Genomic DNA, 16,397 nt, shown 5'->3' on the forward strand with positions numbered 1-16,397 from the left:
AAAAAATGAAAACGATAGAGCTGAAAGTTAACGGTATCCGTGTGAGCCGTGAAGTGAGCGATAACCGCCGTTTAGTTGATTTTTTACGTGAGGATCTGCGTCTCACCGGCACCAAAGAAGGATGTTCGGTGGGTGAGTGTGGAGCCTGCACCATCATTATGAATGGTAAAGCCGTCTGTTCGTGTCTGGTGCTGGCGGTGCAGTGTGAGGGGGCTGAAATCTCGACCGTCGAAGCGCTACATCATGAACCTATAGGCTTAAAACTACAGAATGCCTTCGTACGCCACGGGGGGACGCAGTGTGGATACTGCACCCCGGGAATACTGATGAGCAGCAAAGCGTTGCTCGACAGTAACCCTAATCCTTCAGACGATGAAATCTGTGAAGCGCTTGAAGGCAATCTGTGTCGCTGTACGGGTTACCACCCCGTGATTAAATCTATAAAAGCCGTCCTGAAGTCTGTTGGATAATTCATTGGCCCCGTTTCAGGGGCCTTTTTTCGAGGTGTGCGATGGAAGACAAACCAGAGTGCGTTATGTTGGCGGCAGGGCTTTCGAGCAGAATGGGCGCGTGGAAAATGATGCTCCCATGGGACGAGGGCACAGTACTGGATAGCGCGATTGAACACGCTCTAGGGTTTTGTGAACGAGTGATTCTGGTGACGGGCCATCGGGCGGATGAACTTCATGTTCGTTATGGCAATCATCCCGGCGTGACACTGGCCTACAATCCCGATTTTCAGCAAGGAATGTTCTCTTCAGTGCAATGCGGAATCGCTCAGACGCACGGACAACATTTTTTCCTGGCATTAGGTGATATGCCGACGATCAGTCCTGCGGTTTATGCCACGCTGTGGGAATCACGTGGGCCCTATTGCTGTGTGCCCGAATTTGCAAGTTACCGTGGCCATCCTGCGTTATTGCCGGGTTCTATGCGCGGAGCCATTCTCGCAACCCCAGCCAACGGGATGCTAAAGTCGTTAATGCAAACTTTTGGTCGGCGGAGTATCGAGGTGGATGAACCGGCTATCCATGAAGATGTGGACACGCCGGTACAGTATCAAAAGCTTGCAGCCGAATGGTGCAAGCCAGAAAAAGTATACGGTTAGAGGCTATTGCTTTTCGCATCCAGCGCTTCTAGCCCATATTTCTTAATTTTACGGTATAACGTGGCGATGCCGATTCCCAACTCTTCGGCAATCAGGCGCTTGTTTGTTTGGCGAATCAACGCCTCTTCGATCAGCGTCTTTTCAATGGATTTCAGATTTGCACCATTACTGGCTGTATTTTCCTGGGTATGGGTATGAACAGGAAGCCTGACGGGAGCTGAGTGAAAAGAGGGGGGGAGCATCGCACGATCGATAACCGAGCCCGTAGGGACAATATTGACCAAATACTCCATCAGGTTACTCAATTCGCGTACATTTCCAGGCCAGCGATAATGCAAAAATGCATTAATGACTTCCTCGCTAACGCCTGGGTAGGCCCGGCCAATACGTTGTGTGTGCAAATTAAGGAAAAAGTGCATTAGCATCTCTATATCACCCCGTCGTTCACGTAGGGGAGGTAAGGGAACCGGGATCACATTCAGGCGGTAAAAGAGATCTTCACGGAACTGGCCATCCTCTATTTTTTGATCCAGTTTCTGATTGGTGGCGGAAATAACGCGAATATCAACTTTAATATATTGACTGGAGCCTACAGGCTGTAGTTCGCGCGTTTCTAACACACGCAATAGCTTGGCCTGTAATATAAGTGGCATGTCGCCAATTTCATCCAGAAATAATGTCCCACCGTTAGCGGACTGAATAAGGCCTATTTTCCCTCCCGGTGCGGCACCGGTAAATGCTCCTTTTGTGTAGCCAAACAACTCGCTTTCGAGCAGGTTTTCGGGAATGGCGGCGCAATTTATGGCAATAAAAGGATTTGCCTGACGTGGGCTTAGGCGATGAATTGCTCTGGCAACTACTTCTTTTCCCGTACCACTCTCTCCTGTCACCATAATACTCGAAGGGCTATTCGCCACCTGAGTAATCAGGCGTTTTACTACCTGCATTTGGCATGAATCACCGATAACGTGTTCGATATTTGTTTCTTTGTTTTGTTCGTTTTCGTTGTCTTTAAGATGAGACTGGTGGAAAGCAAATAACAATAATCGGTGATTTTCAATAAGGTGAAGTTGGCAGGTGACGGTTTTATGGAGCTGGTTACATTGCAAGCGATACTGAACATAGTCGAATTCAGCATTTACAGAGCTAGTCAGGGGTTGTAGATCCATTTCCCGTCCAACCAGATGATCTTCTGTAATTGCCAGGTATTTCAGCGCATTTTCGTTACAGCGTACAACACGGTTTTTATCATCAAGAACGACCACCCCCTGATCCATTGCCATGATAAGCCTTGAGAAAAGGCGAGTATCGCTTTCGTTTATCACATTGGTTTTGGCCAGGTTATTGATAACCAATGTTGAAATATGCTTGATGTATTGGATAAACATCTGACTGTTATCACACAAACGTTGATGCTGATCCTGGTTGGTAGCAATCAGGCTAATGACCCCCAGACAGACATTGTCATGCAGAACAGGAACGCCGATAAACGCCAGTTCATGGCAACCGTCGCGGCCTTTACACTCTGAACAAAGTGGGTCTAGTTTCGAGTGGAGAACCACTTTTTCTTTCCCGGTTTCAATAACGGAACGCAACAACTGGTTATTCGTTTCGGGAATTTCACCCAGCCCGCTGCCGTATATTCCTGTTCCGGCTACGCGAACGAAATGATTATCAATAACCTCAACTTCCAGCAATAAAACCCGGTGTAATAATTGGGTGAAATGAGCCACCGTGGGCTGTACCCGCATTAATGTTCCCATGTTTTTATGGGCTGCTTTCTTCTCTGACATAAGTGATACCTGTATTTCAGGGTTGAACTCGTCACATTTCAGGTTCCGCCAGGGGAATCTGAACTTTTGATACATATCACATTGAGAAACTTTTTTTATTTATCATTTTGAGCGGGTTTTTAAGCTCCATTACCACTGTGCTCCACCTTTAATTCATCATGTCTTCTACCATTCAGTTTTATTTCTTCTCAATGAATCAGCAATTTCTTTGGATTACATATTAAAACTCGATCTTCTTCACATATTAAAACGGGTCGTTCATTAAAACCCGAGATTGGCACGAATGTTGTTAGCTCTCTATCAGCGCCAGAATGCGGCGAAATTCGCACCTATTTTCAATCACAGAGGTCAAGTGTCATGAACTCAATTGCAGGGTTAATTGAAACAATTAATGGACTACCGTCAGATCTTCACAGTAAAGATTTTCTACTTACCTGGGAGCAGAAACACAGCGAATTGCAGCAGGTGCTGAGCATTGCTGAGGCGCTGAAGGCTATGCGGGCAGAAAATATGGCGACCCGCGTGTTTCAAAGTGGCCTGGGGATTTCCGTTTTCCGTGATAACTCCACCAGAACGCGTTTCTCTTATGCCTCGGCGCTGAATTTGCTAGGCCTGGCGCAGCAAGACCTGGATGAGGGTAAATCTCAAATTGCTCACGGTGAAACGGTACGTGAAACCGCCAATATGATCTCCTTCTGCGCTGATGCCATCGGCATTCGTGACGACATGTATCTTGGCGCAGGCAATGCCTATATGCGCGAAGTGGGTGAAGCACTTGATGATGGCTTTGCACAAGGCGTGCTGCCGCAGCGTCCGGCGCTGATCAACCTGCAATGCGACATTGACCATCCTACTCAGTCAATGGCGGATCTTGCCTGGCTGAAAGAGCATTTTGGTGGGTTAGATAAGCTCAAAGGCAAGAAAATCGCGATGACATGGGCGTATTCGCCTAGCTACGGCAAACCACTTTCAGTTCCTCAGGGCATTATCGGTCTGATGACTCGCTTCGGTATGGACGTCACCCTGGCTCACCCGGAAGGCTATGACCTGATACCCGACGTGCTGGACGTTGCGCGTAAGAACGCAACTGAAAGCGGTGGTAGCTTCCGCCAGGTGAGTTCCATGGAAGAAGCCTTTAGCGGTGCGGATATCGTTTATCCCAAATCCTGGGCGCCATGGCAGGTCATGCAGACACGCACCGAGCTTCTGTATGCCAATGATGACCAGGGTCTTAAAGACCTCGAAAAATCGTGCCTGCAACAAAACGCTCTGCACAAAGGCTGGCACTGCACGGAAGAGCTAATGAAGCGTACGAAAGGGGGCAAGGCGCTGTATATGCACTGTCTGCCAGCAGACATTAGCAGCGTGTCCTGTGAGGCCGGCGAAGTAGAAGAAAGTGTGTTTGAACGCTATCGCATTGCCACTTACAAAGAGGCGAGCTGGAAGCCATACATCATCGCGGCCATGATTCTGGCAAGAAAATACGCACGCCCTGGTGACGTTCTGGCGCAACTGTTGCGTGAAGCACAGCCACGAATCAAATAATGCGACGATAACAAGGAGCACGAGATGTCTCGGTTTTCGATTCCGATGAAGATTGCTGATAATTCCCGGTTTAACGGCGAAAGTATGGCGCTGTTTTCCCGTGAGCCTGCCTTGCAGGCTAAGGCTTTTCATCAGCAATTACCTGGTTATCAACCCACGCCCTTGCATTCGCTCAGTGGCTTTGCCAACCAGCTCGGCGTAGCGAACGTGTGGGTAAAAGACGAGTCCCAACGTTTCGGTTTGAACGCGTTCAAAATGCTAGGCGGAGCGTACGCCATCGCTCGCCTGTACTGCGAAAAATACCACCTCGACATTCAACACTTTTCTTTCGAAAAGTGCCGAAATGCCAAACAAGAAAAAATGACCTTTGCTACCACAACTGACGGTAACCACGGTCGTGGGGTGGCCTGGGCAGCAAAAGAGCTTGGCCAACATGCTGTGATTTACATGCCTAAGGGCTCTTCCCAGGAACGCGTCGATCACATCACCCGCCTGGGTGCTGAATGCATCGTCACTGACATGAACTATGACGATACGGTACGTCTGACTATGCGTACTGCTGCCGAACACGGCTGGGAAGTCGTGCAGGACACTGCATGGGAAGGTTATACGCAGATCCCAACCTGGATCATGCAAGGTTACGCTACGCTTGCCGTCGAAGCGGTAGAGCAAATGCCTCAGCCCCCCACACATGTCTTTTTGCAGGCCGGTGTCGGGGCTATGGCGGCTGGGGTATTAGGCTATCTGGTCGATGTGTATGGCGCGCAAGCGCTGCATAGCGTCATCGTAGAGCCCGAACGTGCCGATTGCATTTATCGTTCAGGATGTAGTGGAACCCTAAGCGTAGTAGGCGGCGAAATGAACACCATTATGGCGGGACTGGCCTGCGGTGAGCCTAATCCACTCGGGTGGCCATTACTGCGCAACTGTTCACACCAGTTCATCTCGTGCGACGACCGTGTAGCCGCTTTGGGCATGCGCGTTTTGGGTAATCCGCTTCTTGGTGATGCTGCAATCATCTCCGGAGAATCAGGCGCAGTCACTATGGGCGTATTGGCTGCGGTGATGTTCCACCCAGAAAAAAATAGCCTCATGCAACGACTCGGTCTCAATGAACAATCCCGCGTTCTGCTGATTAGCACCGAAGGAGACACCGACGTTCAGCATTACCGGGAAGTCGTATGGGAAGGGAAACACAGTATCTCAGGTTGCAACAATCAGGAGCATCAAAATGACTAAAATTCCATTCAGTGACATCGTCGCGAAAGCCGAACATTACAAAGCTGATATGACCCGTTTTTTGCGCGATATGATTGCTATCCCAAGTGAAAGTTGTGATGAAAAACGCGTCGTTCACCGCATTAAAGAAGAAATGGAAAAGGTGGGCTTCGACAAAGTTGAAATTGACCCAATGGGCAATATCCTCGGTTATATCGGCCATGGGCCACACTTGATTGCCATGGATGCGCACATCGACACCGTTGGTATCGGCAATATCAAAAACTGGGACTTCGATCCGTACAAAGGGATGGAAGATGACGAAATTATCGGCGGTCGAGGTTCATCAGACCAGGAAGGTGGAATGGCTTCCATGGTTTACGCCGGGAAAATCATTAAAGATCTGGGGCTGGAAGGCGACTACACCCTGTTGGTCACCGGGACCGTGCAGGAGGAAGACTGCGACGGTCTGTGCTGGCAGTACATTATTGAACAATCGAAAATTCGCCCGGAATTTGTCGTCAGTACCGAACCGACAGACTGCCAGATTTACCGCGGGCAACGCGGACGCATGGAGATTCGTGTTGATGTGCACGGGGTGAGCTGCCATGGTTCCGCACCAGAGCGTGGCGACAACGCTATCTTCAAAATGGGGCCGATTCTTGGCGAGTTGCAGGAACTGAATAACCACCTTAAATACGACGACTTCCTCGGCAAAGGCACGCTCACGGTTTCAGAAATATTTTTCACCTCACCAAGTCGTTGCGCCGTTGCAGACAGCTGTGCCGTGTCCATTGACCGTCGCCTGACCTGGGGCGAAAGCTGGGAAAACGCGTTAGAAGAGATCCGCGCTCTGCCTGCCGTGAAGGCCGCGAAAGCCACCGTTAGCATGTACAACTACGAACGCCCGGCCTGGACTGGCCTTGTCTATCCTACCGAATGCTATTTCCCAACCTGGAAAGTGGAAGAAGACCATATTACGGTCAAAACCCTCAGCCAGGCCTATCAGGGATTATTCAATAAAGATCCTGTGGTAGATAAATGGACCTTCTCGACGAATGGCGTTTCTATTATGGGCCGCCACGGCATTCCGGTTATTGGCTTCGGTCCAGGCAAAGAGCCAGAAGCGCATGCCCCGAATGAAAAAACCTGGAAAGCCCACCTGGTGACTTGTGCTGCCATGTACGCCGCGATTCCTCTGATGTATCTGGCCGAGCGTAAGCATTAAACAAGAAGTGCCATAGCGGGTGGGTTTCTCACCCGCTTTATGTTTATCCAACACGGCAGGGTTAAAGATGAAATGCTTAATCCAGGGCGGGACCGTTGTAGATGAGTGGGGCGAGTATCGCCAGGATTTGCTGCTGGAAGATGGCAAGATAGCCAGGCGCGAAAGCCATATTACGCCTGACGATGACACAGAGATCATCGACGCCTCCGGTTGCCTGGTCATGCCCGGTGGCATTGACGTACATACCCATTTTAATATCGATGTCGGTCTGGCTCGCAGCTGCGATGATTTTTTTACCGGCACCCGTGCAGCCGCCTGCGGTGGGACCACCACCATTATCGATCACATGGGTTTTGGCCCCACAGGCTGTAGCCTTCATCATCAACTGGAAAAGTACCACGAGTACGCAGCAGGAAAAGCCGTCATTGATTATGCTTTTCATGGCGTTATCCAGCATATCGACGCGGATATTCTCAGTGAAATGGCCTCAATGGTGGTGGATGAAGGCATCAGCAGCTTTAAAATTTATCTCACCTACCAGTACAAACTTGACGACACCGCCATCTTAAAAGCGCTCAGTGAACTGAAGCTCGTCGGCGCGCTGGTCACCGTTCATCCGGAAAATGATGCGGCCATTCGCTACCGTGTTGAGCAATTTGTGCAGGAAGGGAAAACACAAGCTATCTGGCACGCCCGTAGTAGGCCAATTGCCTGCGAAACGGAGGCAATTTCGCGAGTCGTTCACCTTGCGCAACTGGCAGGAAACGCACCGCTTTATATTGTCCATCTGTCAAACGGTGCAGGGCTGGATGTATTGCGTGCTGCTCGCCATAAAGGGCAGCCTGTTTGGGTTGAAACCTGCCCACAATATCTCCTGCTGGATGAAGATGAATACCGCCAGCCGGATGCTCTGAAGTTTATTCTCAGCCCACCTTTGCGTGATAAAGCCCAGCAGAAACAGCTTTGGGAGGGGATTTTCGATGGAGCCATCGACACTATCGCCACCGACCATTGCACCTTCCCATATTCCCAGCGCGTTGCGCTTTCCAACGGTAATTTCACTCGCTGTCCAAACGGTTTGCCCGGAGTTGAAAACCGTATGTCGCTGATGTTTACCGAGGGCGTTGCCACGGGTCGGATTACCCCGTCTCGTTTTGTCGAACTCTGTAGCAGCAACCCAGCCAAATTATTTGGCCTGTGGCCGCAAAAAGGCTCACTTCAGGAGGGATCCGACGCGGACATCGTATTGTTTGACCCGAACAGGACCGGCATCGTTCGCCATGAATCCCTGCACGACAACGTGGATTACTCACCCTATGAAGGAATGGCATTGCGTGGCATTCCCGTCGTGACACTGTCACGCGGTAAGGTAGTGTGGTGCGACGGTGTGTTCACAGGTTATGCGGGGCATGGACGTTTTTTACATCGTAAGCCATTTACCACAAGGAATTTAAAATGAAAAAGAGAATTGTACTGGCGCTGGGTGGCAATGCCCTCGGTGAGGATCTACAGCAGCAGATGCACGCCGTCAAAATTACCGCAAAGGCGATTGTCGATTTGATTGCCCAGGGGCATGAACTGGTCATTACTCACGGGAACGGCCCACAGGTAGGTATGATTCATCAGGCTTTTGAAGCGGCGGCTTTTCAGCATGGAAGCCAGACATTACCCATGTCAGTGTGCGTGGCACTAAGCCAGGGATACATCGGCTACGATCTGCAAAATGCTTTACGTGAAGAGTTGTTGAACAGATGTATCAACAAACCGGTGACCACGCTGATAACTCAGGTGCTGGTAGATAAACATGACCCGGCCTTTATTGAACCGAGCAAACCCATTGGCTCGTTCCACAGCAAAAGTGAAGCCGAGAAACTGATGGTGCAGGGCGTGGACGTTCGCGAAGATTCTGGTCGCGGATGGCGACGCGTTGTGGCCTCTCCGAAACCGAAGGATATTATCGAGAAAGATTCGGTGAAAGCGCTTCTGGATGCCGGTCACGTGGCGATTACCGTCGGCGGCGGTGGTATTCCGGTTGTCAGCCAGGGCAACCATTTAAAAGGTGCCAGCGCAGTCATTGATAAAGACTGGGCAAGCGCGGTTCTGGCTGAAATGATTGATGCCGATATGCTGATCATTCTGACTGCGGTGGAAAAAGTAGCCGTTAACTTTAATCGCCCTGACCAGAAGTGGCTGGACAACATTACCGTTGACGACGCTAAGCGTTATATCGAACAGGATCAGTTTGCGAAAGGGTCCATGTTGCCAAAAGTGGAAGCCGCTATGCACTTTTCCGCATCGGCCCCCGGGCGTGAAACGCTTATTACGCTTCTTGAAAAAGCCAGTGACGGGATTGCCGGTAAGACCGGCACCCGCTTGCGCAATATGTAGATTGATTACATGGCGACGCTGGTCGCCATTTTTACCTCATCAGCATGAATAGCCTCAGGCTTGCCAGACGCCATTTTTTTAGCCCCTTTTATGGCCAGCAACAATTCTGCGAGCACACTGATCGCAATTTCTTGTGGCGTTTCGGCGCCAATATCTAACCCCACAGGCGAACGCAAACGCGCGATCTGCTCCTGCGCCACACCTTCCTGCTGTAATTGTTGTTTAAAGTGATGCACTTTGCGGCTGCTGGCCAGCAGGCCAAGAAAACGGGCAGGGCGCGGTAATAATGCGTCGAGGGATTCTTTGTCCTGGTGATTGGTGGCGATAATCACCAGACTTTTATCATCCAGAGGCAGGTCAGATATCAAAGTGGTAAACGAATTTCCATAGATGCGATGACAGGCTGCTGGCATGTCAGGGTGATCAAGGCTCTCCTGCCAGGTATCCAGCACATGGACATCAAAATTCAGAGGTACTGCTGCCTGGGCTATCGCGCGGTTAACATGGCCCCCGCCGACAAGTATCAACGACGGTCGCCTGGGATAAACCGCGATATGGACTGTCATCGCGCCACCACAGTCAGAACCTACGGCGTGCTCACCCTGTCGCGCCATTCTGCCTTGAAAAACGCAGGAACACTCGTCGGCCAGCGCCTGCCGCGTTCTATCCAGCACCAACCGTTCCATCATGCCGCCGCCAATAGTACCGATGGTTTCACCCGTTTCGGTGACCAGCATACTTGCCGAATGGCGTGGCGTGGAGCCTCTGGATTCAATAATGTGGATCAGCGCAAAACTGCGGTTTTTGTTTTCACAAAGGCATGCCTGCTGAAAAATACTCATGACGACTCCCGTTTCAGAAACCATTTGTTTTCATTCATGCAATAACTATGCCCTGCAATAAATAGCGTTATTTCAGCGCGATGACTCTCTTAACGTCTCATTACGATAAAACATTTCTTAATTTGAAATTAAACGTTCGATAAATATCAAAGTGGCATTTGAATTTATGCCATATCCACCCAGTCATGCGATCCCCTTCACATATTCTGCACTGCGCGGCAAAGATGCTGCGCGGTGGCGCGGTTGTTGCTTCTGCTGTTGTAAAAAATGCCAGTAAGGCGAAAGGCCACATTATTAAGGAGCAATGACTATGTGTGATATTATGCGTCCGATTCCCTTTAGCGAACTGCTACAGCGCGTGTTCGCCGAATATGAAGCGAATCGCTCTATTTTTGGCATCCCGGAAAGCGAGTTTTATCCACGCGATCCCCGTAAACAGCTCACTATTTTTGGTGAAACCTGTGACACCCCGGTCGGCCCCGCAGCCGGACCGCATACCCAACTTGCCCAGAATATCATCACCTCCTGGCTTACAGGCGGCAGTTTTATCGAATTGAAAACCGTGCAAATTCTGGACAGGCTGGAGCTGGAAAAACCCTGTATTGATGCAGAAGACGAAGCCTTTAATACGGAGTGGTCGACGGAGTTCACGCTGCTAAAAGCCTGGGACGAATATGCCAAGGCGTGGTTTGCGCTGTGGCTGCTTGAAGAACTATTTTCCCCTCGTCATGGAATAAGAGGGCGCTCATTTATATTTAACATGAGCGTAGGCTATAACCTCGACGGTATTAAGCAGCCTGCGATGCAAAAATTTATCGACGAAATGATTGATGCCTCGAATAACGCCAAATTTGCATCTTATCGTCAGCAGTTAAAAAATTTGCTCTCAAGCGATGCCTTTATTTCGCTGATGGGCCTGGAAGCGCGGCGCGAAGAATTAACGAAATTGCCTGAACGAATTCCTGCCACGATGGTAAAAGGCGTCACGCTTTCTACGATGCACGGCTGCCCGCCGGACGAAATAGAATCGATATGCAGCTATATGCTGAACGAAAAGAAATTACATACCTTCGTGAAACTTAACCCAACGCTATTGGGGTATTCACGTGTGCGCGAAATTCTGGACGGCTGTGGGTTTGATTATATCGGTCTGAAGGAAGAATCTTTCGCCCACGATCTTAAGCTCGATCAGGCGCTGGAAATGCTACAGCGTTTGATGGCGCAAGGGAAAACGGTGGGGCGCGAATTTGGCGTTAAACTCACTAACACACTGGGTACTATCAACCATAAAGGCCACCTGCCAGGTGAAGAGATGTATATGTCTGGCCGCGCCTTGTACCCTTTATCAATCAACGTGGCTGCGTTGCTCTCTAATGCTTTCCAGGGGCAGTTGCCTATATCTTATTCTGGTGGCGCCAGCCAGTTTAATATTGCCGATATCTTTGCTACTGGTATTCATCCCATCACGATGGCAACGGATCTGCTCAAACCGGGCGGCTATCTGCGTCTGGCGAAATGTGCGGAAATTCTGGCTACAGGAGACGGCTGGGAACGACACTCCGTTGATGTGGCAAAGCTCGAAAAACTTGCCGCAGATGCATTAACACAAAAATGGACGCAGAAAGAGTGGAAGAGTAAGGAGCAGATTAATGCGGGCGGGCCGCTTCCTTTAACCGATTGTTACGTCGCGCCTTGCGTTACCGCCTGTGCCATTCACCAGGACATCCCGGAGTATCTACGCCTTGCGGGTGAAGGTCGCTACGCAGATGCACTTGAACTGATTTATCAACGCAATGCTCTGCCCGCCATTACCGGCCATATCTGCGACCACCAGTGCCAGTACAACTGCACGCGTCTTGATTACGAAAACTCGCTGAACATTCGCGCCATTAAAGATCTGGTGGTGGCTAAAGGATCGGCTGAATACCGTAGTCGCTGGCATAAACCTGCCGGTTCCGGTGAAAAACACCCTGTTGCGGTGATTGGTGCTGGTCCTGCCGGGCTTGCTGCGGGTTATTTCCTCGCCCGTGCCGGCCATAAGGTGACACTTTTCGAGCGTGAGGCCAATGCCGGCGGCGTGGTGAAAAACATTGTTCCACAGTTCCGTATCCCGGAAGAGAAAATCTGCCACGATATCGATTTTGTTGCCGCCCATGGCGTGGAATTTGTCTTTAACTGTGAGCCAAATCTGACGGTTGAAAAACTCAAGGCGAAGGGTTTCCACTATGTTTGCATCGGGATTGGCGCGGAAAGCAACAATGGCATCCCTCTGGAGGGTGATAGCCGTAATATTTATAAATCATTCGACTTCCTGCGCGCTTTTAACCAGGGCAAAGCACTGAACGTGGGGCGTCATGTGGCGGTTGTCGGGGCCGGGAATACGGCGATGGACTGCGCAAGGGCCGCTTTGCGTATTCCTGGTGTGGAAAGCGCCACCATTGTTTATCGTCGCAGCAAAAATGAAATGCCGGCATGGCCTGAAGAGGTGGAGGAGGCCGTAGAGGAAGGCGTGCAGTTCCGTTTCCTTGCCAATCCGGAGCGCCTTGAAAATGGTCAATTGCAAGTCAGAGTGATGAAACTGGGCGAACCAGACGAAAAGGGCCGTCGTAAACCTGTTGCCACAGATCAAACCGAAATCCTGGCCGTGGATACGCTGATCTCCGCCATCGGCGAAAGCCCGAACTACACGCTGCTTTCTCGCATGGGCGTGCCTTTGGATGATAAAGGCTATCCGCGTCTTAATTCGCAAACGCTGGAAACCACAGCGCCTGGAGTCTTCCTGATTGGTGATGTGCAAAGTGGACCGTTGTCTATCGTCTCCGCGATTGCCGGGGCGCGCAAAGCGACGGATGCCATTCTGGCACAAGAGAATATCCGTAGTGATAAAGGCGATAAACGCTGCCTGAATAACGATCCTGTTGCCACTTATGCACGTAAGGGGCGGGTCGCCGTTAAACAGATTGAAGCTGACGCGGGTGATGCCTTTGCGCAACAAGAAGCGCAGCGTTGTCTGGAGTGCAACTATGTTTGCGCCAAATGCGTCGATGTTTGTCCTAATCGCGCCAACGTTTCCATTTCCATCCCCGGCTTTAAAGATCGTTTCCAGACGCTGCATCTGGATGCTTACTGCAACGAATGCGGCAACTGCTCACAGTTCTGCCCGTGGCAGGGCAAACCTTACAAAGACAAATTCACCATCTTCAGCCTGGAGAACGACTTCATTAACAGCACTAACTGCGGCTTCATGTGGCGCAACAACGAATGTCTGGTTCGCCACCAGCAGGAGATCTGGAATCTGTCTGTTGAGGCCGATGGCTCATTAAGCGATGTTCCTGCGGAACTTGCAGAAGTCAGCGCCATTATCACCCACATCAAACAGCATCACAGCTATCTGCTGGGTAGCGTGGAGGAATAACTATGTTAATTCTAAAGAATGCCACGGCAGTGCAGTTTGCCCCGGCAAGCGTGCTTGAAGGTGTTGATATTGCTGTTGAAGGTAGCCTGATTGTTGATGTGGGCAACAACCTTTCAGCCCGGTATCCGGCAGCGAAAAGCAAAGAAATGCACGGGCGCATCGTGATGCCTGGCCTGGTTTGCGCACACAATCACTTTTACTCGGGGCTGGCTCGCGGAATTATGGCGTCTATTGCGCCATGCCCGGACTTCATCTCAACGTTAAAAAACCTCTGGTGGCGGCTGGACCGCGCATTGGATGAGGAATCACTCTATTACAGCGGCGTAATCTGCTCGCTGGAAGCCATTCGCCACGGTTGCAGTGCTGTTATCGACCACCATGCTTCACCGTGCGCAATCCAGGGATCTTTAAACATCCTGCGTAAAGGGTTTGTTGAGGCGGGATTGCGTGGCATGACCTGCTATGAAACCACCGATCGCAATGGTGGGCTGGATGAGTTGGAAAAAGGCGTGGAAGAGAACATTGCTTTTGCACAGCTTATCGACCAGCAGAAAGTGGCATCTTCTGGCTCGTACCTTGTCGAGGCACATATCGGCGCACATGCGCCCTTTACGCTGCCGGATGCGGGCATGCAGATGCTGAAAGAGGCAGTCGATCAAACCGGGCGGGGGCTGCACATTCACGTGGCGGAAGACAGCTACGATGTTTCTCACTCCCATGATAAGTACGGTTGCGACCCCATCGTGCGACTGGATGAAGCCGGTTTAATCGGCAAGAAAACGCTTATCGCCCACGGGCTTTATCTCAGCGATACCGAAATCAATTTGCTGAATCAGCGCGGTGCGACGCTTGCCCATAATGCGCGTTCGAATATGAACAACCATGTTGGGTACAACCGGCAACTCACCGCGTTGCAGCATGTGGCATTAGGCACAGATGGTATTGGTGCCGATATGTTTGAAGAGCTGAAATTTGCGTACTTTAAACATCGCGATGCCGGAGGGCCGCTGTGGCCTAATAGTTTCCTTGCCATGTTGTACCAGGGTAATTCCATCCTCGAAGAGAATTTCGGGGCTCGTTTCGGGAAGCTGGCTGCGGGTTATAAGGCTGACCTCACGATCCTGGATTACACCTCGCCAACGCCGCTACAGGCTGAAAACCTCGCCGGGCATTTTGCCTTTGCGCTCAACAGCAGCCACGTTGATAGCGTGATGGTGGAGGGAAAAATGGTGTACGAAGATAAAGCCTTCCCGCAAAGCGTGGAGAACCTTTATCGCGAAGCACGTAATAGTGCGCAAAAGCTGTGGGCAAGAATGGATAGCCTGTAAGTCACACGGAGAGAACATAATGAACAGTTCTTCGCAATTGGCCGCCAGGCGGTCAGTCGAGCCAGTAGACGAGATTTTGCCGCTGGGGTTGATGATTATTTATGGCTTTCAGCATGTGCTGGTGATGTATGCCGGGGCGATTGCTGTGCCGCTTATCATCGGTAAAGCGGTAGGGTTTACCGATTCACAGATCATTTTATTGATCAGTACCGATCTGTGTATCTGTGGCTGCGGCACCATTTTGCAGTCAATCGGTATTGGTCGCTGGATTGGCAGCCGCTTGCCCATTATCCAGGGGTGTACCTTTGCAGCACTGATCCCACTGAGTCTAATCGGGCAGCAGTATGGCATGGGGGGGATTTCCGGCGCGGTTATCGTGGCGGGGATTTTCACCATTCTGTGTGCTCCATGGATCAGCCGCCTGGTGCGGTTTTTCCCGAAAGTGGTGATGGGTACCATCGTCACGCTTATTGGCCTGTCGATTTTACCTGTAGCAGGTGGCTGGATAGGTGGCGGCAATACCCACGCTGCTGATTTTGGCAGTTGGGGCTCACTGGTGATGGCGGTCTTCACCCTGGTGGTGATTCTGGTTATCTACACTTTCTCAACGGGTATGCTGAAAAATATCGCGGTGCTGTTAGGTATTATCGTGGGCAGCCTGGTGTATGTCTGTATGGGTAAACTCACGCTTACCCCGCTTGATGACATCGGCTGGATAACTTTTCCCACGGTTATGCGTTTTGCAAAACCAGAATTTCACCTTGTGCCTGCCGTACTGCTTTCGATGGTGATGATTGTGGTGATGGTAGAAACCATGTCTTCGATGATGGCGATGGGGGAAATCGTTGGGCGCAAAGCGGATAAAGACGTACTGAAACGTGGGCTTTATGCCACTGGCGCTGCAACCCTGGCTGCTGGTTTTTTCAATATGTTTCCCTATGCGGCTTTTGCCCAGAACGTCGGGCTGGTGAGTATGACAGGGGTACGTAGTCGCTTTATTGTCGGTGTGGCTGGCTGCATTCTGATCGTCATGGGGCTATTCCCGGTTCTGGCCGCGATGGTCGTTGCAGTTCCCAAGCCGGTGCTTGGCGGGGCTGGGATCGTGATGTTTGGTATGGTGGCCGTGGCGGGAATACGCACGCTGGGGCAGGTGGATTATCGCAACAATAATAACGGCATGGTTGTTGCGTTAACGCTGAGTATCGGGCTGCTGCCGGTGCTGGTTCCACAACTCTTCCAACATTTGCCCGAAGGCATTGGTATGTTCTTACACAGTGGCATCACCATTGGTACTGCGGTGGCGATTGTGGCCAACCTGGCACTTAACGGTGGGCGTCATCATGAACCGGTCTGTGACTGTAACGACAACGAGGTGGATAACACCACGACCGCTGCGCGTAGTGCGGCTATTCGCACGGTACGAGTCTGGTTGCTGGTCAGACGCGCAAGGCAAGAACGGGCAATGGGTATACAAAAAGGGCACTAACTACGCGGGGTTACGGGCATATATCTGCATCACAAGCGCTGGCTCT

At 50.9% G+C, this 16,397-nt stretch carries 12 protein-coding genes; 10 read left to right on the forward strand and 2 right to left on the reverse strand.

Annotated elements, in window-relative coordinates:
• The first annotated feature begins 5 nt into the window (after nt 1-5).
• Both BSPA111_RS00150 and BSPA111_RS00155 read left to right on the forward strand, forming a co-directional pair.
• Complete coding sequence (locus tag BSPA111_RS00150) at nt 6-470, forward strand: (2Fe-2S)-binding protein (protein WP_183269203.1); 465 nt, start codon at nt 6-8, stop codon at nt 468-470.
• Nucleotides 471-511: 41 nt separating this feature from the next.
• Nucleotides 512-1,108: an NTP transferase domain-containing protein gene (locus BSPA111_RS00155; RefSeq protein WP_183269204.1), complete on the forward strand. Its 597-nt coding sequence runs from the start codon at nt 512-514 to the stop codon at nt 1,106-1,108.
• On the opposite strand, the gene BSPA111_RS00160 is transcribed toward BSPA111_RS00155, so the two are convergent.
• On the reverse strand, nt 1,105-2,859 hold the full coding sequence (locus BSPA111_RS00160) for a sigma 54-interacting transcriptional regulator (protein ID WP_183270247.1): 1,755 nt from the start codon (nt 2,857-2,859) through the stop codon (nt 1,105-1,107). The genes BSPA111_RS00155 and BSPA111_RS00160 overlap by 4 nt on opposite strands.
• Before the next feature lie 399 nt (nt 2,860-3,258).
• Between BSPA111_RS00160 and ygeW the strand changes: the two genes are divergently transcribed.
• The 5 genes from ygeW to arcC all read left to right on the forward strand — a co-directional run bounded on the left by ygeW (nt 3,259) and on the right by arcC (nt 9,280).
• On the forward strand, nt 3,259-4,446 hold the full coding sequence (gene ygeW, locus BSPA111_RS00165) for a knotted carbamoyltransferase YgeW (RefSeq protein ID WP_183269205.1): 1,188 nt from the start codon (nt 3,259-3,261) through the stop codon (nt 4,444-4,446).
• 24 nt (nt 4,447-4,470) lie between these two features.
• Nucleotides 4,471-5,685 (forward strand): diaminopropionate ammonia-lyase, encoded by a 1,215-nt coding sequence (gene dpaL / locus BSPA111_RS00170; RefSeq protein ID WP_183269206.1) that lies wholly within the window; start codon nt 4,471-4,473, stop codon nt 5,683-5,685.
• Complete coding sequence (locus BSPA111_RS00175) at nt 5,678-6,892, forward strand: YgeY family selenium metabolism-linked hydrolase (RefSeq protein ID WP_183269207.1); 1,215 nt, start codon at nt 5,678-5,680, stop codon at nt 6,890-6,892. Before dpaL ends, BSPA111_RS00175 begins: the two co-directional genes overlap by 8 nt.
• Nucleotides 6,893-6,959: 67 nt before the next feature.
• Nucleotides 6,960-8,351 carry a dihydropyrimidinase gene (gene hydA, locus BSPA111_RS00180; RefSeq protein ID WP_183269208.1) on the forward strand — a complete coding sequence of 464 codons (1,392 nt, stop codon included), beginning with the start codon at nt 6,960-6,962 and terminating at the stop codon, nt 8,349-8,351.
• Nucleotides 8,348-9,280 carry a carbamate kinase gene (gene arcC, locus BSPA111_RS00185; protein ID WP_183269209.1) on the forward strand — a complete coding sequence of 311 codons (933 nt, stop codon included), beginning with the start codon at nt 8,348-8,350 and terminating at the stop codon, nt 9,278-9,280. Before hydA ends, arcC begins: the two co-directional genes overlap by 4 nt.
• 5 nt (nt 9,281-9,285) lie before the next feature.
• Here the strand turns inward: arcC and BSPA111_RS00190 are convergent, their stop codons facing one another.
• Nucleotides 9,286-10,122, reverse strand: coding sequence for an XdhC family protein (locus BSPA111_RS00190; RefSeq protein ID WP_183269210.1), 837 nt, complete (start codon nt 10,120-10,122; stop codon nt 9,286-9,288).
• Nucleotides 10,123-10,432: 310 nt separating this feature from the next.
• Here BSPA111_RS00190 and ygfK point away from each other — a divergent pair, with 310 nt between their 5' ends.
• The 3 genes from ygfK to BSPA111_RS00205 are packed head-to-tail and all read left to right on the forward strand — an operon-like array spanning nt 10,433 to nt 16,351.
• Entirely contained in the window at nt 10,433-13,537 is a 3,105-nt protein-coding gene (gene ygfK / locus BSPA111_RS00195; RefSeq protein ID WP_183269211.1) for a putative selenate reductase subunit YgfK, read from the forward strand.
• Nucleotides 13,538-13,539: 2 nt separating this feature from the next.
• Nucleotides 13,540-14,865: a putative aminohydrolase SsnA gene (gene ssnA, locus BSPA111_RS00200; protein ID WP_183269212.1), complete on the forward strand. Its 1,326-nt coding sequence runs from the start codon at nt 13,540-13,542 to the stop codon at nt 14,863-14,865.
• A 19-nt stretch (nt 14,866-14,884) separates the two neighbouring features.
• Entirely contained in the window at nt 14,885-16,351 is a 1,467-nt protein-coding gene (locus tag BSPA111_RS00205) for a nucleobase:cation symporter-2 family protein (RefSeq protein WP_183269213.1), read from the forward strand.
• Nucleotides 16,352-16,397 lie beyond the last annotated feature (46 nt).

The organism is Buttiauxella sp. A111, assembly GCF_014189855.1.
In the GTDB taxonomy this organism is placed as follows: Bacteria; Pseudomonadota; Gammaproteobacteria; order Enterobacterales; family Enterobacteriaceae; genus Buttiauxella; species Buttiauxella selenatireducens.

Excerpts from the sequence above, each read along its gene's own strand:
- ygfK (WP_183269211.1), top strand. The coding sequence starts at position 10,433 with ATGTGTGATATTATGCGTCCGATTCCCTTTAGCGAACTGCTACAGCGC.
- BSPA111_RS00155 (WP_183269204.1), top strand. The coding sequence starts at position 512 with ATGGAAGACAAACCAGAGTGCGTTATGTTGGCGGCAGGGCTTTCGAGC.
- BSPA111_RS00175 (WP_183269207.1), top strand. The coding sequence starts at position 5,678 with ATGACTAAAATTCCATTCAGTGACATCGTCGCGAAAGCCGAACATTAC.
- BSPA111_RS00190 (WP_183269210.1), bottom strand. The coding sequence starts at position 10,122 with ATGAGTATTTTTCAGCAGGCATGCCTTTGTGAAAACAAAAACCGCAGT.
- BSPA111_RS00205 (WP_183269213.1), top strand. The coding sequence starts at position 14,885 with ATGAACAGTTCTTCGCAATTGGCCGCCAGGCGGTCAGTCGAGCCAGTA.
- ygeW (WP_183269205.1), top strand. The coding sequence starts at position 3,259 with ATGAACTCAATTGCAGGGTTAATTGAAACAATTAATGGACTACCGTCA.
- ssnA (WP_183269212.1), top strand. The coding sequence starts at position 13,540 with ATGTTAATTCTAAAGAATGCCACGGCAGTGCAGTTTGCCCCGGCAAGC.
- dpaL (WP_183269206.1), top strand. The coding sequence starts at position 4,471 with ATGTCTCGGTTTTCGATTCCGATGAAGATTGCTGATAATTCCCGGTTT.
- BSPA111_RS00160 (WP_183270247.1), bottom strand. The coding sequence starts at position 2,859 with ATGCGGGTACAGCCCACGGTGGCTCATTTCACCCAATTATTACACCGG.
- arcC (WP_183269209.1), top strand. The coding sequence starts at position 8,348 with ATGAAAAAGAGAATTGTACTGGCGCTGGGTGGCAATGCCCTCGGTGAG.
- BSPA111_RS00150 (WP_183269203.1), top strand. The coding sequence starts at position 6 with ATGAAAACGATAGAGCTGAAAGTTAACGGTATCCGTGTGAGCCGTGAA.
- hydA (WP_183269208.1), top strand. The coding sequence starts at position 6,960 with ATGAAATGCTTAATCCAGGGCGGGACCGTTGTAGATGAGTGGGGCGAG.